Origin of the sequence: Actinoplanes regularis (genome assembly GCF_900188005.1) — a bacterium.
GTDB classification, from domain to species: Bacteria; Actinomycetota; Actinomycetes; order Mycobacteriales; family Micromonosporaceae; genus Actinoplanes; species Actinoplanes regularis.
In genome coordinates this window covers 152,905-173,045 of record NZ_FZNR01000007.1, presented here as the reverse complement: position 1 = coordinate 173,045, position 20,141 = coordinate 152,905, and the positions used below count along the sequence as shown (strand labels likewise).

Below are 20,141 nucleotides of genomic sequence, written 5' to 3'. Positions count from 1 at the left end.
GTTCTAGGTTCTCGCGCATGGTTACCGCGGCTTACTCCTACCTCGGTTCGTCGACTCTGGACGACGGCCTGACCTTGCAGACCTCCGGCGGTGCGGCTGCGCACCCCCGTTTCTTCACCGGCTTCCTCACCTCGCCCGGTGCCGCGGCGACCGGCCTGCTGGCCGTGGCCGAGGTGGCCCGCACCCGGTATTTCCGGCCCCTGCCCCCGGCCAGCCTCGACCCGGTGGTGACCGCCGGCTCCGACCGGCTGCGGTTCGAGTCGTTCTCCGGCTGCTGCGGCGTCTACGCGCGGATGGACGTGCTCCCCGGCGGGCTGGACGGCGAGATCCTCGCGCACGGCACCACCAATGTGGATGTCAACCTGCCGCTGCAGCGGGCCCTCACCCGGGTCGGCCGCTCCGACCCGATGCACGTCGCAGTCGGCCCGGACGACCTGACCGTGACCACCTTCGACGGTCCGCTGGTCGAGCGGAAGGTGCCGCTGCCGTCCCGCTGGCTGCGCGGCTTCGCCGAGGCACAGGTGCTGACCGCCCGGTTCGACCCACGCGCCGAGATCGGTGTCGCCGAGGCGCGGGCGCTGTTCAACCGGCTCCCGGCCGGCGACAGGTCGGTGCTCTGGGCGGTCCCGGCCGGCCGTTCGCTCCGCTTCACCTCCCGGCCCGCTCCGGGCGCGGTCTGCCTGCCCGGCGCCGGGCGGCTGGCGGCCCTCAAACCCTTCCTGCGGTACGCCACCGCGCTGCGCGTCTACGGTCCGGCCGTCGCGGCGGGCAGCCAGCCGGTGGCCAGCACATGGGAGCTGAGCATGCCGGGCCTGCGGCTGTCGGTGACCCTGTCCCCGGAGCCGCACCGCGGGTTCTCCGGCGAGGGCGCGGTGCTCGAGTCGCTCGCCACCGACGAGGTGGCCGACGACGCCGACCTGATCAGCGCGCTGCTTTCCTGGGACCCGACGATCGACGTGGACGAGCTGGCCACCGCCTCCGGGCTGGAGGCGGCCCGGGTCCGCGACGCGCTGACCCAGCTCGGCACGGCCGGCCGGGTGGGTTACGACGTGGCCGAGGCGGGCTACTTCCACCGCACCCTGCCGTACGCCGCCGAGGCCGTGGAGCGGATGAACCCCCGCCTGGCCGGTGCCCGCGCGCTGATCACAGCCGGTGGGGTGACCCTCTGCGACGAGGTGTCCCTGGTGGTCAGCGGCGCCGAGACCTACCACGTGCGGAACGAGTCGCAGTCCTGCACCTGCCCATGGTGGGCGAAGTACCGGGGCGGGCGCGGCCCGTGCAAGCACGTCCTCGCGGTCCGGATGGCCGCCGCCGGCGAGACCGCCGAGACGATCGCGAAGGCCGAGGCCGCGGCATGAAGCTGACCTGGGAGGCCCTGCAGCAGCGGGCCGGACGCGGCGATGTGGGCAGCGTCGTCCTGCTGCTCTCCTTCGTGGGCGAGCCGGAGCGCCTCGCGGCCGCCAAGGAGGTCGAGGCCGGCATCAAGGGAACCTCCCGGGACGCCTGGTGGGGCGGCTCCGGCCGGTCCGGGTCCGCCAACCCGATCCCGGGTTACGCCCTGGCCGTGATCGGGTGCATGCCGACCGCCGCCCAGGCGGCCGCCCTGCTCAACCGCGCCAACATGCAGTCCTGGTCGCAGGTCGGGCCGGCCCGGGTCCTCGAGGTCGCCCGCTTCCGGCAGCCGTCATGGCAGGGCGAGCTGGGCCGGCGTCTCGCCGAGCGGCTCTCGGCCCGCGCCGGCGGCAACCTGTGGCCGGTCATCTCCGCGCTGCTCCACGCCGGCGAAACCGAGCCCCCGGTGACCGAGAACGTGGTCCGTGCCTGGCTGGCGGACCTGCTCAGCCCGCCCTGGGACCGGCGGCGCCGGCACACTCTGGCCCCGCTCGGCATCCGGCTGCGCACCGACCCGCATCTGGCGTTGCTGCTGCCCGGACTCTTCGAGTTCGACGGGCTCGGCGCCGACCTGGCCCGCGGCTACTGGGACGACGAGACCAAGGCGTGGGAGACCAGCTCCCGCATCCCGGCCCTCATCGCGGAGCTGGTGGCCGAGGGCGTCCTGGAACGCAAGACCATCCTGGACCTGACCGTCGATCGCCTGGCCCGCGGCGGCAAGCCGCAGGACCTGCGCCCGTTCACCGCGCTGCACGAGGCGCTGAAACCGACCCTGGACGAGCTGTCCAGCCACGCCCTCGACTACGCGCGCCTGCTGCCCGGGGCGCCCGGAGCGGTGGCCACGCTCGCGCAGAAGGCGCTGCGCGAGGTCGACGACGCCGGCCGCCTGGAGCTGGAGACCCTGCTCGACGCCGGCGGCCCGACCCTGGTCCGTAAGGAGAAGAGTCTCGTCAAAGCCCAGCTGACCTGGCTGGAGAAGGTGTCTCGCCGGGAGCCCGCCCGGGCCGGCGAGATCCTCGAGACGGTCGCCGCCGCGTTCGGTCATCCCGCGCTGGACGTGCAGGAGCGCGCGCTGACCCTGATCGGCAGGCAGGTCGGCCGCCTCGACCCCGGCACCGTGACCCGGCTCGCCGACGCGGCCACCGTCCTCGCCGGCGACCTGCCCGACCGGGCCGCCGGGCTGTTCGGCACGGTCGCCTCGGCCGGTCCCACCGAGCTTGCCCCGATGCCACCGGCCGCCCCACCGGCCGAGATGCCGCCGCCGCTCACGACCGCCGCCGAACTGGCCGAGGAACTGGTCGCGCTGCGCCACGAGGAGACCGCGATCCGCTGGGAGCGGGTGCTGGCCGGGCTGGTCTCGCTCTACGCGGCCCTCGGCCCGGCCGGGCTGGCAGGCTCGTTGCAACCAGTGCTCGACCGCTATCCCGGCGACTTCACCGAGAACGCCTGGAATCGCGGCACCCCGCTGTTGCACCTGGGCACGGCGATCCGCTCCACGATCGACCCGGCCGGGCGAATCCTGCGGCGCTGGGTGGTCGACGCGGTACGCACCGCCTGGCAGACCGGCCGCCGCGGCGGCGAGGAGTCGATGCTGGCCGCCACCCCCGACGGTGTCCTCACGCTGCGGATCGCCGAGGCGGCGCTCCAGCTCGGTAGCACGATGATTCCGACGATCATGGCGACGCCGACGCACGTGACCGGCAGTCTGCACGCGGCGGTGCTGCTGGAACGGCTGCGCCGGGCGGAGGCCGAGGGCTGGCAGCCGTGGCCGGTCGACTTCGAGCAGGCGCTGCTGCGGCTGCCCCGGCAGACCGATCCGGCCGTCGTCGCCCGGGCCGCGGAGCTGACCTCCCCGGCCGGTCGGCAGTTCGCCGCCTGGCTCACCGGCGGGGGCCTGCCCGACCCGGTCAGCACCCGGTTCGAGCAGCGTCCGACGGCCGCGGACCGGCCCCGCGCGCCCGTCGCCCGACGGGTGGTGGCAGCGCTGCGGCCGGCCCGTGACGGCGGGCTGCGGCTGGAACGTCAGCTGCTCACCATCGACCCGGAGTCGTCCCCGCGGTTGTGGCCGGATGACTTCCGCTGGTGCGGTGACGTGCTCACCATGGTTCTGCCGCACCATCGCGAGGCGGTCGCGGCCTGGGCGCTGTCCGAGCTGGCGGCCACCGCCGACCAGGACCAGCGCGCGGGTTCTGCGATGTTGCCGCTGCTCGCCGAGGGTTCCGGGCCGGTCGGGCCGGCGCTGGCGCACGGGGTGGCGTACACCCTGGGCGCCCGTCACCAGGAGAGCCGGGTCGCCGCCGTCGACGCGTTCCTCACCCTGGCGTCCCGGCCGGAGCCGTTCGCTCCGGCGGTCGGCGCGGCCCTGGCCGATCTCTGCGCCGACGGGGCGGTGAAGCTGTCCCGAGTGGTCCCGGCGCTGGCCGACGCGCACCGGGCCGGTGCGTCGGTCGCGGTCTGGGAGGTTCTGGCCGTCGCGCTGCCGGCGCTGCTGCACGCTGAGCCGCGGGGGCTTCCCGATCTGCTGGAGCTGGCCACTCAGGTTGCTGGGGTGGTCCAGGCTCGTACGGAGGTCGATGGGCTCGAGGAGGCCGCTTCCCGTTCCGGCTCCACCCGCCTGATCAAGGAGGCCAAACGCCTGAGATCCGTCCTGACCCCGTGACCGCCCAGGGGTTTGCTCGGCCTCATGACCTTGGCGGCCTGTTCGGGCCTTCTGGCCCCTGACCGTTCGCCGGGTCTACCGGCCTTGACCGTTCACCCCGGTCTACCGGCCCTGACCGTTCACCCCGGTCTACCGGGACCTGGCCTCCGCCCGCTGGAACCAGCCGGCCTGTCCGCCGCTGTCCGTTCACCCGGGTCTGCCGGGACCTGGCCTCCGCCCGCTGGAACCAGCCGGCCTGTCCGACGCTGTCCGCGCCCGGAACCCGGCTGGTCACCAGGGTCAGGTCAGCGGCCTCGCGCGGGGATGCGAAAGCGCCGCCCGGGCTGGGGGACCCGGACGGCGCTTTCAGGGGGGAGTGAAGATCAGCCGAGCTTCACGTTGAAGATCGGGTTAGCGGCCAGCTTGCGGAAGGACGCGAGCGACTTCGCGGAGCTGTTGATGCTGATGTCGCGGTTGCCCTGGTCGTCCTTCTTCGTGTCGAAGTGCACGATCGCCTTGATCTCGGGACGCTTCTTCAGCTGGGCGACGACGTCGTTGTAGACGGCCGACTTGTCGGTCTTGCGGCCGACCTGGTGGTAAGCGCCCCACTCGGCGATCATGAGCGGCTTGCCGGCGTGCTTGGTCACGGCCCAGTCGTAGAAGCCCAGGGCGTTCTTGCCCTTGGCCTTACGGTCGAGCAGCGTCGCGAAGTCGCCGTAGTGGTAACCCTTCTCCACCGACGAGTACGAGTCGAGACCGATCCAGTCGACGACGTCATCGCCCGGGTAGAGGTCCTTCCACCAGGACTGCGCCATCCACTTCTCGTTCCCCATCAGGGCGACCACATTGATCACGTTGGTCGCGCCCTTGGCACGCAGGCGCTGGATGGTGTGCCGGTACATCGCCGCGTAATCCTTGGCCTCCATGCCGGAGCCGGCCCGCGGCTTCACGTCGTTCTCCGGCTCGTGGTTCAGCGCCAGGAAGAAGTCCTTCCCGTACGCCTTGGCCCGCGCCGCGAACGCGTCGATCCGCTTGTCCTGCTCGCCCCGGGCAACGGCGGCCCAGGTGGTGCCGTATTCGACCTTCCAGTTCGTCAGCAGCACCCGCGGGTTCGCCGACTCGTTGGTCATCGCGATCTCGGCCTTGGTCGGGAACGGCTCGTTCCCCTTGTGGTAGGTGTGGAAGATGGTGGCGGTGCGGCCACTGAGCTTCTCCCAGTTGCGGTGCTCGAGGTCGCGGGGCTTGCCGGTGAAGCCACCGGCGGCGCCGCCCCAGAGCACGCCACAGCTCGGCAACAGCTTCTTGCCGGTCACGCATCCCGCGTCGGCCTTCTGCGTAGCGGCCTGTGCCGGCGTGGCCACCGTCCCGGCGCCGATTCCGACGGCGACAGCGGTCAGCGTCAGTACGGTCTTGCGCAGCGTCGAACGCATCAGTTCTTGATCTCCCCCAAGATCAGTCCGGCGGCCGTGACCACCGGGCGGTCCAGCGACTGTCGGCCGCCGGGCAGATGTCCGGCGGCGGTCGTGGCCCGCCGGGCATGTGAAAGAGATTCCGGGAGGTTCGGTGCGCGACAAGTGCCCGTGCCGGTGCGGGCGAGTTGCGGGCCTACGGCCAGCTCAAACAACCCGGATTCCGCCCTGCGACACCCAGATATGGGCGGTTCATCCGCCTCGTTTCAGCGCGATTGCTTCCGCATCACCACGCAGGCATCCGGCCCGCTTCCGCACCACCACGCGGACGCCCGACCCGCACCCCGACCCCGCGCGAATATCCGACCGCTCCTGCACCACCACCCAGGCATCCCGGCCCGCCTCCGCACCACCACGCGGACGCCCGACCCGCACCCCGACCCCGCGCGAATGCCCGACCGCTCCTGCACCACCCCCCCGGCATCCCGGCCCGCCTCCGCACCACCACGCGGACGCCCGACCCGCACCCCGACCCCGCGCGAATATCCGACCGCTTCTACACCACCGCCCAGGCATCCCGGCCCGCTTCCGCACCGCGGTGCGGCTGTCTGGCTTGCTCCACACCGCCGCGCGGATGCCCGGCTGTTCTCGCACCACCGCCCAGGCATCCGACCCGCTTCCGCGCCGCCGAGCGGGTGTCTGACTTGCTTCCACACCGCCGTGCGGGTAGCCAGAAGCTATGTGGATCTTCGACGGGCACAACGACCTGGCGATGCGCCTGCGGGAGGCGCACGGATCGCGCGTCACGGGGCTCGACCGGGAGCGGCCTGAGCTGCACACCGACCTGCCGCGACTGCGCACCGGCGGAGTGGGTGGCCAGTTCTGGTCCGTCTACGTACCGTCCGACCTGCCCGAGCCGGAGGCGGTCACGCACACCATGGAGCAGATCGATATCGTGTACCGGCTGATCGCGGCGTACCCGGACACACTGGAGGCCGCGACCACCGCCGACGACGTGGAACGGATCGTCGCCGACGGTCGGATCGCCTCGCTGATCGGCATCGAGGGCGGGCACTGCCTGGCACGCTCACCCGGCGTGCTGCGCTCCTTCGCCCGCCTCGGCGTCCGTTACGTGACCCTCACCCATAACCACCACACGGCCTGGGCGGACTCGGCCGCAGCCTCGCCCGCGGTCGGCGGCCTGACGGCCGAAGGACTTGCGCTGGTACGGGAGATGCAGCGCCTCGGCGTCCTCGTCGACCTCTCACACGTCGCCCCGGAGACCATGCGCGCCGCGCTCGACGAAACCACCGCACCCGTGATCTTCAGCCACTCCGGGGCTCGAGCGGTCACCGACCACCCCCGGAACGTGCCCGACGACGTGCTGGAACGGCTCCCTGCCAACGGCGGCGTGGTGCAGGTGCCGTTCGTCGCGTACTTCGTCTCCTCGGCCGTGCTGGACTGGCACCAGGCCGCGGAGGCCGAATGGGCACGGCTCGGGCTGCCGCCGATCGACGAGGACTGGCCGCGCGGCCCGCGAGCCGGCGAGCTCGAACCACCGACCGCGCACCCCGCCGCTCCAGCGGCCGAACCGGCATTCCAGCCTTGGCTGGCGGCGAACCCGCGACCGGAGGCGACCGCCTCCGACGTAGCCGATCACGTCGAACACGCTCGCGCGGTCGCCGGCATCGACCACATCGGGCTGGGCGGAGACTTCGACGGAACGCCGGACGTCCCGGTCGACCTCGCCGACGTGGCCGGCTACCCGAACCTCTTCGCCGAGTTGCGGGCCCGCAGTTGGCCGGACGCCGACCTGCGCAAACTCGCACACCGGAACGTACTGCGGGTCATGCGTGAGGCGGAACGCTGCGCCACTTCCCCGCTCTGGCCCTCACGCTGAACAACCGCCCGCGGACGACCGGCCCGACGACCGGCGAACGGCCGCCGAGAGACCAGCGACGACCCGCCCTGAGACCGACAATGACCCGCCCATAGACCGATATCGACCCACCCAACGACCAGCGGAGACCGCCCGAAAGACAGGCGAACGGCCCACCAGAGACCAGCGACGACCCGCCCGGTCAGGTCGGTCAACTCGCCGGGGGCTTCTCCACCTCCTCGGACAGGGGGCCGGGAGCCGTAGCATCGGCAGCTCCGCCGTTCACGCGCTGCTCCGGGATCTCCTTCTCCGGCGACATCGTCACGCCGACGCTTCCGGACCGCTCCGCAGGCCCAGTTCCGGCGGCACTCTCGGCCTGCCCCGAAGGCTCAGCTTCACTCTCAGACCGCTCCGAAGGCCCAGCTCCAACTGCACCACCGGACCGCTCCGAAGGCCCAGCCTCCGCCTCACTCTCAGACCGCCCCGAAGGCCCAACTCCAGCCGCACCACCGGACCGATCCGAAGGCCCAGCCTCCGCTTCACTCTCAGACCGCTCCGAAGGTCCAGGTCCAGCCGCACCATCGGACCGCTGCGAAGGCCCAGCCTCCGCTTCACTCTCAGACCGCTCCGAAGGTCCAGCTCCGGCGGCACTCTCGGCCTGCCCCGAAGGCTCGGCTTCAGCGGCACTCTCAGACCGCCCGGACGGCCCAGCTCCAGCTGCACCAGCGGACCGCTCCGAGGGCCTCGTTTCGGCTGCGAGGTCGGAGTGCTCCGGGGGCAGGCCGGTGCCGATCGCCGCGTACACCCCGGGCCGGTCGCGGCGCAGGCGCCGGCCCCACCAGACGCCGCCGAGGTAGATCCCCAGGAACGCCGCAGGTGGCAGCCACACCTTGACCGCGTTGTCGGAGTCCATCAACTCGCCGAAGAACGCCACCGACAGCAGCAGCATGAGCGTCAGGAAGACCAACGCGATCCACGGCGCGACCGCGCGGCGCCAGCGTGACTCACCACGCGGGTCGCGCCGGAAGAACCGGACCACGGCGAGAGACGCGATAGTCATGAGCGCGAGGACACCGAGCCCGCCGGAGACGGTGCCGAAGAAGAACAGATCCGTCGTCGGGTTCAGCGCCAGGATTCCGAACACCACCAGGACCACGAAGGTCAGCCCGGACTGGGCGACCGAGGCGGCGACCGGCACGTCGTCGCGGGTACGGCCCAGCACCGGCGGCAGCACGCCCTCGCGGGCGACGGCGAGCGCGTACCGGGCGACCGTGTGATGGAACGCGAGCAGAGCGGCGAAGAGGCTGGTCGCGAAGAAGATCCGGGCCAGGTCGGTCACGGCGGTCGGCAGGTAAGGGTCGGGAAGTACGAAGAACAGATCGTTGAGGTACCGGGCGGCGACGTCGATGATCTGGTCGGGCCCGGCGACGACGGACATCGCCCAGGCGGATCCGCCGTACAGGATCGCCGCGACGCCCAGCGTCATGAAGATCGCCCGGGCCACCGTGCGCCGCGGATCGCGCGCCTCGGCCGCGTAGACCAGCGGCGCCTCGAATCCGACCATCCCGGCGACCGCGCCGACCAGCAGTGACACTCCGCCGGCGGTCGCGATCAGCGCCGGGTTCAGCGTGTCGAGGGCGACCGAACCGCCGGCCGGATGACCGACCATGACCGCGTCGAGGGTGAGCACGATCAACACCTCGGCACAGACCAGGACGGTCAGAATGCGGGCGTTGAAGTCGATCTGCCGCAGGCCGAGGAAGCTGACCAGGGCCCAGCCCAGCAGCGCCCAGACGATCCAGGACATCTTCCACCCGAAGATCGCCGCCGCGTTGTGGGCGGCCACGCCGAACGCGCCGTACAAACCGATCTGCATCGCGTTGTACGCGAGCAACGCCACGAAGGCCGTGCCGACGCCGGCCGGCTTGGTCAGGCCGCGCGCGGCGTAGGCATAGAAGGCACCGCTGTTGGAGACGTGCCGGGCCATCGCGGTGAGGCCGACCGTGAAGATCGCCAGCACCGCGGCCACCACGACGTAGGCAACCGGAATGCCTTTCTCTTTCACCTCCCCGTACCCGAGGGGAAGTGCCCCGGCCACAACGGTGAGTGGCGTCATCGCGGAGACCGCGATCACGAACACGGACCAGGTGCCGAGTTTGTGGGTTTTCTGCTCGGTTAGCCCCGTCTCCGACACGGCTTCTCCTGTCCACAGCGGATCAGTGCCAGACGCCGAAGATATCGAAGTTATACGATCTTGGGGCAGGTTGTTTCCGGTCCGCCCGACACGGGTAGATTCGCGTTTATGCCCATCGGCCCGCAACCTCATGGTCGCCGCGGCACGGTCGAGGAACCGTACAGCCCGCTCAACCTCCGGCTGATCCTGGCCGCGTTCGGTCTGGTGGTCTGCACCATCCTGTCGGTATTGCTGTTCCGGACCGGCTGGACCGTCCCGGGTTGGCTGCTGGCAGCATGGGCGGCGGTCGCTCTCATCGACATCGCGGTGATCCAGTTGCGCCGCCGCGCCCGCTTCCGCGCCGAGGGCAACCGGCACCACAGCCTTTTCGAGTAGCTCCCGCGACGACTCCGCCATCCGAGTCACGCCCGACCTCGATCCCCGGACCCGGGCCTCACCGACCGCCAGAGCGACCCATGCGCCGCCTCGCAAGCCGCCCGGCCCCGCCGAATGCCTCGGGCCCACTCTCCCGACCACCAGAACAGCCCATACCCCGAGTCGCGAACCAGCCGGTCTCGCCCACACCCCGAACTCGGCGTACTCCATGTCGCGACCCAGGCAGTCTCGCCCACACCCCGAACCCGGCGTACTCCATGTCGCGACCCAGCCGGTCCCGCCCACGCCCCATACCCGGCGTGGTCCATGTCGCGACCCAGGCAGTCCCGCCCACACCCCGAACCCGGCGTACTCCATGTCGCGACCCAGCCGGTCCCGCCCACGCCCCATACCCGGCGTGGTCCGCGTCGTAGACCAGGCAGTACCGCCGATACACCCCGGACCCGGCGTAATCCGCGTCGCAAAGCAGCCGAACCTGCCCACACACCCCCGGACCTGGCGTAATCCGCGTCGTAAACCACCCGTTACCGCCCACACACCCCGGGCCCGGCACACTTCGCGTCGCGAACCCGCCGGCACCGTCCACACACCGGACCGGGACCGCCGCCGGGCGCTGTCCCGGGCGGGAGCCCGATCTTGAAGATGCTCATCGCGAGCAGCGCAGGGATGCTTCATGATCGACTGCGCGTGTTGAGGATGTTGGCACCTTTAGGAAGGTAACGTCCGCTTCGTGAATCGCACCGGTTTTGCCAGCTTCACGGCAATCGTGATCATGATCCCGCTCGTCACCAGCCCGGCCGAGGCGCAGCACCGACGGCCGCCCGCCCCCGCCGCACACGGGGACGCCGGGGTCCTGCCGGTGACCGACAGCCGGGAGCTCACCCGTACCCATCTCAGCCTCGACGGCCAAGCCCTGCCGTCGGCGCGTTACCAGCCGCAGCCTTCCGCCCGCAGCGCGCCGGGAGCGACGCCGCCGGTCGGAACCGTGCGTAGCTGGGTAGGGCTGAACGACACCGACCACGACCTCTACCGCAAGGACTACACACTGCGGGCGGTCGGTAAACACATCGAGGTGTGGGTGGCCAAGGACCTCGCGTTCCCGGAGGGAGACTGCCGCAAGGACCCCGTCGAGGTGACCGACGCGCAGGTGGCGGACCTGGTCGACCAGTTCGACAACACCATCTACCCGCTGGAGACCGCGACGTTCAGCACCCCGCCGAACCGCTCGGGCGCCAAGCCGGGGATGGAGGGCGACTTCAGCGGCGACGGCGACAAGACGGTGACGCTGGTCGACAACGTCCGCGACGACAACTTCTACCACTTCCCGGAGCGGCCGACCTACATCGCCGGCTTCTTCTCCGCGCAGCTCAACGAGCTGTTCGACCGCAACGTGATGACCATCGACGCCTACGACTGGAAGCACCGGCTCGGCGCCGACCCGAAGAACGAGCCGACCGACGACCTCTGCACCAGCCGCCCGGCCCGTCCCCGGATGTACGAGGGCACCTTCGCCCACGAATGGCAGCACCTGCTGGAGTACTACATCGACCCGAACGAGGCGGACTGGCTCAACGAGGGGCTGTCCGATTACGCACAGACCCTGACCGGGTACGCGGACGCGCGGATCGGCGTGTACCACTTCGGCTTCGACAGCCACATCGCCTGTTACCAGGGCTTCGGCAACGTCAAGACGATCTACAACGCGAACCCCCGCCAGTGCGGCGGACCACAGAACTCGTTGAATCTGTGGAACGAGGGGCAGCCCAACGAGGTGCTCGCCGATTACGGCATCGTCTACCAGCTGATGATCTACCTGCGAGACCAATTCGGTGCGCAGATCATCACCAAACTGCACCGGGACGCCGAGCACCACTCGCTCGACGCGCTGCAGGCGGCGCTGCCGGAGAAGAGCAAACTGACCGATGTTCTGCATGACTACCAGGTGATGACCCTGGTCGACAAGGAGGTCGGGGAGCCGGGCGGCACGATGCTCGGGATGCCGCGCGAGCGGGTGGTCTCCGCCGGGCTGCGCTCCACGATCAACTTGGGGAACCCGGCGACCTACAACTGGGCGGGGGCGGCACCCAACGGCGCCGACTTCATCCGGCTGCCACGGGGGGCGCTGAAGTCGGTGACCTTCAGCGGGGCGCACACGCTGCCGCCATCCGCGCTGGCCTGGAAGCTCGACTCCGGCCAGCTCTTCTCCGGCAACGAGTCGGGCACCGACGAGACCGCGGCACACCAGGTCGAGGTCCCCGCCGACGATCCGGTCCTGCGCTTCACGACCACTTACGGCCTGGAGAAGGACTTCGACTTCGGGTACGTGACGATCTCCGCCGACGGAGGCGCGACGTACGACGTCGTGGCCGGGGACAACACGGTCAAGGGGCCGCTCGGTCCCGGCCTGACCGGCCAGGCCGCTGACGTCAAGGAGAGCTACGACCTCAAGGCGTACGCCGGGAAGAAGGTCCTCCTGGGCTTCCGCTACGTCAGTGACGCCGCGGTCAACCAGGGCGGCTGGCATGTCCGCGACGTGTCGATCGGCGCGAACAAGATCGTGAGCGACTCGCTGGAGGGATGGAAGTCGCCGACCGAGTGGTATCCGGTGGCGGTGCACGGCTGGCACGTGTCGCTGGTCGGGCTGGGGAAGCGGCGAGCCGCGATCGTGCCGATCGAACGGGCAGCGGAACTGAACGGCTACCCCAAGGTGGTCGCGATCGTGGCGCAGGACGACCCGACCGGGACGGTCAAGCAGTACGCCCGTTACACCCTGACCGTGAACGGCGTGGTGCAGCCCGGCGGCGGTCAGACCCCGGACGGCGACACCGCGGTCGCGTCGCACGGTCAATCCACGGGTGGTAAGACCCCGTAGATGAGCGCGGTCGAGCCGGAGCCGGCTCGATTGATCTGCCCGCCACACAGGACCCATGCGCCGGTGGCGGGCAGATCCGCGAGATGGGCCAGCACCTCCAGGCTGATCCGACGCCGCTGATAGACCAGTTTGGAGACGGTGAACCCGGAATCCGTGCTGACATCCGGGCTGAACGCGTCGGTGCCGGTGCCGCCCCGCTCCCCCAGCCGCCCGGTCTCGACCAGCCACCGCACCGTCTCCGGCGCGAAGCCGGGGTGCCGTTCGAACTCCGCGCATCCGAATCTCTCCTCCCACCCGGTCCAGATGATCACCACGGACTCGTCTGGGATACGGCCGTGGCGCTGCTCCCACGCCTGCAGCTCGGCGATCGTCACCGCATGGCCCGGATCGGCCGCGCAGGCGGCCCGCACGTCGACCTTGACCGCCGGCCGAAACAGGTCGGCCGGCTCCAACTCGTCGGCGAGCAGCGCGCCCTCGGTGAAGTGGCCGGGTGCGCCCCAGTGCGTGCCGGTGTGCTCACCGCCGCGGACCGCCCGTAGGTAGTAGCCCTCCCGGTCGAGCGTGGCGACGGTCGCCAGCTCGAAGGGCGGATCGCCCGGGAAGACGCTGATCCGCGCCGGGTCGTTCACGTGCGACAGGCTCACCAGCCTCAGCCGTTCCAGCATGCCGCCATCCTGCCACGAAACGTTGACACTGTCACGATGACAGTGTCATGCTCTGGTCATGTGGACGATGGAGGAGCTGGTCGATCGGGTGCGCACCGCGCTCGCCGCGGAATATTCCGGCGCTCCCAACGGCCGGGTCCGGGATCTGCCCGACCCCCGCTCGATCCGGTGGTATTCGACGATCGGCCTGGTCGACCGGCCGCTCGGCACGCGCGGCCGGAATGCGCTCTACGGCCCCCGTCACCTGCTGCAACTCGTCGCCGTCAAGCGCCTTCAGGCAGCCGGGCGCACACTCGCCGAGATCCAGGCGGAGCTGAGCGGCGTGTCGGAAGAGGCGCTCACCGAGCTTGCCCGGGTGCCGTCCGAGCTACTCGCCGCCGACCCTCCGCCACCCCCGCCGGCGACGCCCCGAGCACCGTTCTGGAAGGCTCCACCCGCCGCCCCGGCCCCGCCTGAGCTGACCCCCGACTGGTCGTTCCCCGAGGCCGCCGACAGGCTCGAGTCCTCGCCGCCCGGTTCGATCACGCCGACCGGGATAGGACCTCTCACCGGTGCCTTCCCCACTGCACCTCCAGGCATGCCCGAGGTGCCCCCACCCCTTGGTGACCTCGGCGGTCTACCCCTGAACGGGTTGCTCACCGGCGTTCCGCTCGGCGCCGGCGTGATCCTGCTGGTGCCCGGTGCCCTCCATCTCGATTACACCGACCGCGCAGAGCTCGCCACCCTGGCCCGGCCCCTGCTCGACCTGCTCGCGTCCCGTGGGCTCACCGATAGGAGAGAGTCGTGATCATCTACGTCAATCCGATGGGCCCCGCCGAGCTGGAGCGTGTCCGGCAGGTGCCGGAGGCCGGGCTCGGGACGATGCGCACCGACCGGGGCAACCTCCCGCTGGACCGGCTCGACGTGCAGGCCGCGATCAGCGGCCTGATCGCCCGCACCGAGGTGACCGCCGAGTTCGTCAACACGCACGACACCGCGCTGGAGGCCACTTACGTCTTCCCGCTGCCCGACCGGGCCGCGGTCACCGGCATGACGATGACCGCCGACGACCGCACGGTCACCGCCGAGCTGCGCGAGCGCGGCGCCGCCCGCGAGACCTATGACAAGGCCATCACGGCAGGTCAGCGCGCCTCGATCGCCGAGCAGGAGCGTCCCGACGTGTTCACCATGCGAGCCGGCAACATCCTGCCCGGTGAGCGGATCGTCGTCCGGCTGCGACTGGTCGGCCCGATGCCGTTCGAGGACGGCGCCGCCACCTACCGGTTCCCACTGGTCGTGGCCCCGCGATACATCCCCGGCGCTCCCCTGCCGGGGCCCTACGCGGGCGACGGGCAGGCGCCGGACACCGATGCCGTTCCGGACGCCTCCCGGATCTCCCCACCGGTGCTGCTGCCCGGTTTCCCCAATCCGCTGCGGCTCTCCCTCGGCGTGACCGTGGACCCGGCCGGGCTGGAGCTCGGCGACGTCCGTTCCAGCCTGCACATGGTGTCCGAAAAGGACGGCAAGCTCCAGATCGCTCCGGGCGATCGCGCCGACCGTGACTTCGTGCTGCGCCTGGCGTATTCGCCGGGTGGCCAGACCGCCGTCGCGGTACCGGATGATGAGGGCGAGCAGGGGACGTACCAGGTAGTCGTCCTGCCGCCCGTCGAATCCGCGCCACCGCGCCCCAAGGACGTGGTGCTGCTGCTCGACCGCTCCGGCAGCATGGGCGGCTGGAAGATGGTCGCGGCCCGGCGGGCCGCGGCGCGGGTCATCGACACCCTGACCACGGCCGACCGGTTCACCGTGCTGACCTTCGACCACCAGGTGGAGCGGCCGGACGGGTTGGCGGCCGGGCTGAACGAGGCCACCGACCGCAACCGGTACCGGGCGGTTGAGCACCTGGCCCGCGCCGACGCCCGCGGCGGCACCGAGCTGCTCACCCCACTGACCGCCGGGCTCGGTCTGCTCGCCGACAGCACCGGCCGGGACAGGGTGCTGGTGCTGGTCACCGACGGGCAGGTCGGCAACGAGGACCAGATCGTCCACGAGGTCACCCCGCTGATCGGCAGCACCCGGCTGCACACCATCGGCATCGACCGGGCGGTCAACGCCGGGTTCCTGGGTCGGCTGGCCGCGCTCGGCGCCGGCCGCGCCGAGCTGGTCGAGAGCGAGGACCGGCTGGACGAGGCGATGGAGCACATCCACCGGCGGATCGGCGCGCCGCTGGTCACCGGCCTGTCGATCGCCGGTGACGGGTTCACGCCGGTGGAAGGCACCCGCAGCCCGCAGCGACTGCCCGGGCTTTACCCAGGAGTGCCGCTGGTGGTCACCGGGCGATATTCAGGCCCCGCCGAGGGCAGCCTCACGGTGACCGGCAGGACCCGGGACGACAAGGACTTCCGGACCACAGTGGCCGTCCACGAGCGAGCCGAGCCCGCCGTCACCAAGCAGTGGGCGCGGGGACGGCTGCGCGACCTCGAGGACGCGTATGCGGCCGGTGACCACACGCTGGAGCAGCAGATCGTGGACACGTCACTGCGGTTCGGCGTGCTCTGCCGGTTCACGGCGTACGTCGCGGTCGACGCACGGGTGGTGAACGAGGGCGGCGAGGTCCGGCGGGTCACCCAGCCGGTCGAGATGCCCTCCGGCTGGGAGCCACCGATGCCACCGATGGCCGTCGGGATGACCCTGGCCGCTGCCGCTTCGCCGTTCCCGGGCGGGGCGGCGCCCGCCCGGTCCCGGATCTTCCCGCCCACCCCGCCGGCGCCTGGCGCTCCGGCACCCGGTGCTCCGCGCTTCGCCCCGGCCGAGGCTCACAAGACCGGCCAATACTTCCCCGAGACCGCCAGCGCGATGGACCTCGACGCGGCGCCCATCGAGCCTTCCGGCCCGGCAGGCGGCGGCGTTCCGCTGGCCAGTCCCCCTCCCGCCGCAGGGGGCATCGCTCCGCCGGCCGGCTCGCCCGCTTCCTACGTCTCCAGGATCGGCGGACCTGTTCGCGGCTTCGGACGGGCCCGGCAGACGCGCGACAGCGACGCCGGGATTCCGCTCGCCGATGCACGCGACCTGGCGACGATCGAAGCAGGACGGTTGCGCGACGCCGCCGACCGGCCCGACTACGAGCGGCGTGACCTGCTCGAAGATCTGGTCAGCCGGCTCACCGTGCTGCTCGTCTCGCTGAACGGCGACGAATTCGGCCCGCTTCGCGACCTGGTCACCCTCCTCACCGGCGACGCTCCGCTCGACGAGAAGTGGTCCAGCGCTGTTCGCGTCCTGACCGACTTCGGCACGGCGACGCCACCCGCTCGCACCTCGAAGCCTTTCTGGAAGCGCTGACGGACCCCGTCCCGCCACCCGGCGGGACGGGCCGACAGCGCCACAAAGCCTCCGCGAGCAGGGAACCGGTAGACGAAGGCGCAGCACCTCGGACCGCATCGGCCGAGCCAGGCGCGGCGCAGGCAGGCGCGGCGCAGGCAGGCGCGGCGCAGGCAGGCGCGGCGCAGGCAGGCGCGGCGCGGACCGAGCGGCGCGGACCGAGCGGCGCGGACCGAGCGGCGCGGACCGAGCGGCGCGGACCGAGCGGCGCGGACCGAGCGGCGCGGACCGAGATAAAAGTTTGCTGGATGGGTGGGGCGGGGTGGAAGAGGGGGTTTCGGTTGAAATGGCTGGTCGCCCCCGGGTGGGGCGTTGCTCGAACAGGACGGCGGGCGGGCCGGGAGGGCGCCGGGTGGGCGGCACGGACCGCGCGGGGCAGCGGCTGCCGGTAAGTTGGTTCATCGATTGCTTACCCGGGGGGTGGCTCGGTCCGTGAACGACGAGGATTTCGGTGACAACCGAGACCCGCTGCTGGTGCGTCCGTTCATCGTTCAGGACGACGAGTCCGGGGAGCACGACTCCTCCGGCGCCACCTGGCCGGCCGGTACTGCCTCGGATTCGCCGACGCAGGTGCTGCCGGTCTTCTCGGGCACCGCGGCTGGCGAACCGAGACGGGCGCGACGGAAGCGACGGCCGTTGCTGCTGGCTGGAGTCGGGGTCGGGGTCGTCGCGGTGCTGGCGGCGGTCGGATACGCCGCGCTGCGACCGGGCTTTCAACCGGCGCTCTCGTCGGACCTGCCCGACCATCCGCTGCCGGCGGTGACCGGACCGGCCACCGGTTCCCCCTCGGCCGATGCGGGCGTAGCCGCTGGGGCGAACAACGGTGACGGCACCGGGTCCGGTGACACCGGCCAGGGCGTGGGCGGCGCGGCCACGAGACTGCCGACCGCCGCCGCGAGTACGACGCCGACCGGTTCGGCGGCGGCTAGCCCGGCGGGGTCGGTCGAGCCGGATCCGCCCGCGCTGGTGCCCTCCGCACCGACGGTCGGGACCGGGATTCTGGTCAGCGGGAACGGGCTGTGCCTGGACCTGCCGAACGCGAATCCGGTCGATGACAGTGTCATTCAGGTTTTCGACTGCAACCGGTCCGTCGCCCAGGTGTGGACGCTGGCCGACGACGGAACGCTGCGGGTGATGGGCAAGTGCGCACTGCTGGTCGGCGACGACACCGTCCACCTGACCCCTTGCGACCTGCGCACCACCGCCCAGTGGCGTGTCACCGGCGACCGCGAACTGGTCAACGCCGCCAACAGCAACTGCCTCACCGACCCATCCGACGGCGCGATTCCCGGCACCCGTGTTGTGGTCGCCAAATGCGCCGGCCGCTCGAACCAGCACTGGTCCCTCAGCTGACCGAAACGCCGGGCACACCGCGTGCCGCGCCGCTCGACCCATGCCGTCAGGCTCGGCAGGCGATGCCACCAACCAGCCCGACCCGGCAGACCCGCCAGACGAAACCACCAACCGACCCAACCCAGCAGACCCGCCAGGCCAAACCACCAACCGACCCGAGCCGGCGGCCCGGCAGGTAAAAACACCAACCGACCCGAGCCAGCAGACCCAGCAGACGAAAACACCGACCGACCCGAGCCGACAGGCCCGGCAGACGAAAACACCGACCGACCTGGGCGTCAGGCGCGGTGGGCGATGGCGCCGGCGACGAGGGTCAACGCGACCGGGGATTCGGCGAACTCGTCCGGTTCGGCGGTCAGCGGGTCCAGGGCGAAGGCGGTCAGGTCGGCGCGGAAACCGGGTGCGATTCGGCCCGCATCCGGCTGGCCCGCCGCCGCGGCTGCCTGGGTCGTGTAGCCCTCCAGGGCCATCCGTGCGGTCAGGGCCTGTTCGGGCAGCACCGGGTCGACGTCCGGTGAGCCCGCCGGGCGGCGCAGGCGTGCGGCGGCGAGGATGCCGCGCGGGTCGAACGGGGCGATCGGCCAGTCCGAGCCCAATGCCAGCCGGGCGCCCCGATCACGCAGGTCACGCGCGCGAAAGGCGCGATCGGCGCGGAGCTTTCCGAGTCGGCGGGACCAGTTGTCGGTGTGGTCGGCGCGGGTGTAGTGGGTGCAGTGGGTGGGCTGCATGCTCGCGGTCACGTCCAGTTCGGCGAAACGGCCGACCAGGTCGCACGGCATCGTCTCCAGGTGCTCGATCCGGTGCGGGACCCGCAGGCGCGGCAGGCCGGCGAAGGTGTCCAGGACGTAGCGGATACCGGCGTCACCGATCGCGTGCGTCACGATCGGCACTCCGCGACCCGCCAGGAACCGGGCGGCCTCGGCATACTCCTCGGGGTCCGGCCAAAAACAGGCGGTCGACTCACCGTGCGTGTCGGGCTCGTCCAGCCAGGCCGTGCCGCCGTCGATCGTCCCGTCGATCATGAACTTGGCGCCCTCGACCCGCCAGCGTCGCCCGCTCATGGCCTGGAGCGAGACGACATGCGAGAGTTCCGCGCCGGGCATCACGAACGGTGCGCACCGCCAGCGCAGCGGCAAGTCGCCATCGTCCTCGAGAGCGCGGAACAGTTCGAGGGAGTCCTCTTCGAAGTCCATCGCGTTCGCCCCGGTCAGCCCGGTGGCCGCCATCCGCCGCATCAGGTCTTGGAGCCGGGCTCGACGGTCCGCCGCGCAATCCTCCGGGAGGATCGAGCGGACCAGTTCGACCGCTTCGAGCTCGAGCAGGTGCCCGGTCGGGCGCCCGTCCGCGCCGCAGACCACGCTCGCCCCCGACCGGAACGGACGCGGCCCGGTGATCCCGGCCAGCTCCAGGGCACGCGGACTGGCCAGCGCGGAGTGCGCGTCGAACAACCGCAGGAAGACCGGCACGTCCGGCCCGAGCGCCTCGACCAGCGGGGCGAAGGTGACCGGAGCGCCCTCGAAAGCGTTCGGGTCCAGGCCCCAGCCTTCCAGCCAGCCGTCCCGCCTCGCGTTCCGCAGAACATCCTTCAAAGCCGACAGCGTTCGTACGTGGGACAGGTCCACCCCGCGCGTCAGCCCGATCCCCATCACCGGGTGCGCGTGCCCGTCCACCAGGCCCGGGGTGATCGTGGCCGAGCCCAGGTCGAGCACCTCGGTGCCGGGCCCGCACCAGTTACGGGCGTCCGCGCGGTCGCCGACGGCGGTGATCGTCCCGCCGGCGACGGCGAGTGCGGTCGGCTGCGGACCGGCGGCCATGGTGCGGATCCGGTCCGCCATCAGGATCACATCGGCGGCGGTCATGCGGGCACCCCTCCCGGGAGTCACGGAAAGTGCTCGTCTCGTCACTTCTTCCATGACTACCGGCGCGGGCGCTGTCGGGTTCAGTACCGGTTGTGCCCAATTCCCACTTCCGAGCGCGCCAGTTCACCGCTGCCCACACCCGACCCGG

12 protein-coding genes are annotated in these 20,141 nt (G+C 71.4%); 8 read left to right on the top strand and 4 right to left on the bottom strand.

The genetic code is table 11. The features are described from left to right. Positions 1-17 precede the first annotated feature (17 nt). Positions 18-1,358, top strand: coding sequence for an SWIM zinc finger family protein (locus CHC09_RS20290; RefSeq protein WP_089294726.1), 1,341 nt, complete (start codon positions 18-20; stop codon positions 1,356-1,358). Beyond that, positions 1,355-4,051, top strand: coding sequence for a DUF6493 family protein (locus tag CHC09_RS20285; protein WP_089294725.1), 2,697 nt, complete (start codon positions 1,355-1,357; stop codon positions 4,049-4,051). Before CHC09_RS20290 ends, CHC09_RS20285 begins: the two co-directional genes overlap by 4 nt. 362 nt (positions 4,052-4,413) lie before the next feature. On the opposite strand, the gene CHC09_RS20280 is transcribed toward CHC09_RS20285, so the two are convergent. Next, complete coding sequence (locus tag CHC09_RS20280; protein WP_089294724.1) at positions 4,414-5,460, bottom strand: glycoside hydrolase family 26 protein; 1,047 nt, start codon at positions 5,458-5,460, stop codon at positions 4,414-4,416. Between the two features lie 718 nt (positions 5,461-6,178). Between CHC09_RS20280 and CHC09_RS20275 the strand changes: the two genes are divergently transcribed. Continuing rightward, on the top strand, positions 6,179-7,339 hold the full coding sequence (locus CHC09_RS20275; protein ID WP_089294723.1) for a dipeptidase: 1,161 nt from the start codon (positions 6,179-6,181) through the stop codon (positions 7,337-7,339). A gap of 190 nt (positions 7,340-7,529) precedes the next feature. Here CHC09_RS20275 and CHC09_RS20270 read toward each other — a convergent pair whose 3' ends face one another. Then, the gene (locus tag CHC09_RS20270; RefSeq protein ID WP_239138377.1) at positions 7,530-9,512 is read right to left on the bottom strand and encodes an amino acid permease; all 1,983 of its coding nucleotides are present in this window, start codon (positions 9,510-9,512) and stop codon (positions 7,530-7,532) included. Positions 9,513-9,620: 108 nt separating this feature from the next. On the opposite strand from CHC09_RS20270, the gene CHC09_RS20265 reads away from it, so the two are divergent. Next, on the top strand, positions 9,621-9,887 hold the full coding sequence (locus CHC09_RS20265) for a hypothetical protein (protein WP_089294722.1): 267 nt from the start codon (positions 9,621-9,623) through the stop codon (positions 9,885-9,887). Positions 9,888-10,617: 730 nt separating this feature from the next. Next, entirely contained in the window at positions 10,618-12,759 is a 2,142-nt protein-coding gene (locus CHC09_RS20260) for an immune inhibitor A domain-containing protein (RefSeq protein ID WP_307833937.1), read from the top strand. On the opposite strand, the gene CHC09_RS20255 is transcribed toward CHC09_RS20260, so the two are convergent. Further along, entirely contained in the window at positions 12,732-13,424 is a 693-nt protein-coding gene (locus CHC09_RS20255; RefSeq protein ID WP_089294721.1) for a cyclase family protein, read from the bottom strand. The genes CHC09_RS20260 and CHC09_RS20255 overlap by 28 nt on opposite strands. Before the next feature lie 58 nt (positions 13,425-13,482). Here CHC09_RS20255 and CHC09_RS20250 point away from each other — a divergent pair, with 58 nt between their 5' ends. The 3 genes from CHC09_RS20250 to CHC09_RS20240 all read left to right on the top strand — a co-directional run bounded on the left by CHC09_RS20250 (position 13,483) and on the right by CHC09_RS20240 (position 18,134). Next, entirely contained in the window at positions 13,483-14,211 is a 729-nt protein-coding gene (locus CHC09_RS20250) for a helix-turn-helix domain-containing protein (RefSeq protein WP_089294720.1), read from the top strand. Continuing rightward, on the top strand, positions 14,208-16,742 hold the full coding sequence (locus CHC09_RS20245) for a VIT domain-containing protein (protein WP_089294719.1): 2,535 nt from the start codon (positions 14,208-14,210) through the stop codon (positions 16,740-16,742). The genes CHC09_RS20250 and CHC09_RS20245 overlap by 4 nt, the downstream gene beginning before the upstream one ends. A gap of 471 nt (positions 16,743-17,213) precedes the next feature. Continuing rightward, the gene (locus CHC09_RS20240) at positions 17,214-18,134 is read left to right on the top strand and encodes an RICIN domain-containing protein (RefSeq protein ID WP_143232435.1); all 921 of its coding nucleotides are present in this window, start codon (positions 17,214-17,216) and stop codon (positions 18,132-18,134) included. A gap of 278 nt (positions 18,135-18,412) precedes the next feature. Here the strand turns inward: CHC09_RS20240 and CHC09_RS20235 are convergent, their stop codons facing one another. Further along, positions 18,413-19,993, bottom strand: a complete 1,581-nt coding sequence (locus CHC09_RS20235; RefSeq protein WP_089294717.1) for an amidohydrolase — start codon at positions 19,991-19,993, stop codon at positions 18,413-18,415. Positions 19,994-20,141: the final 148 nt, after the last annotated feature.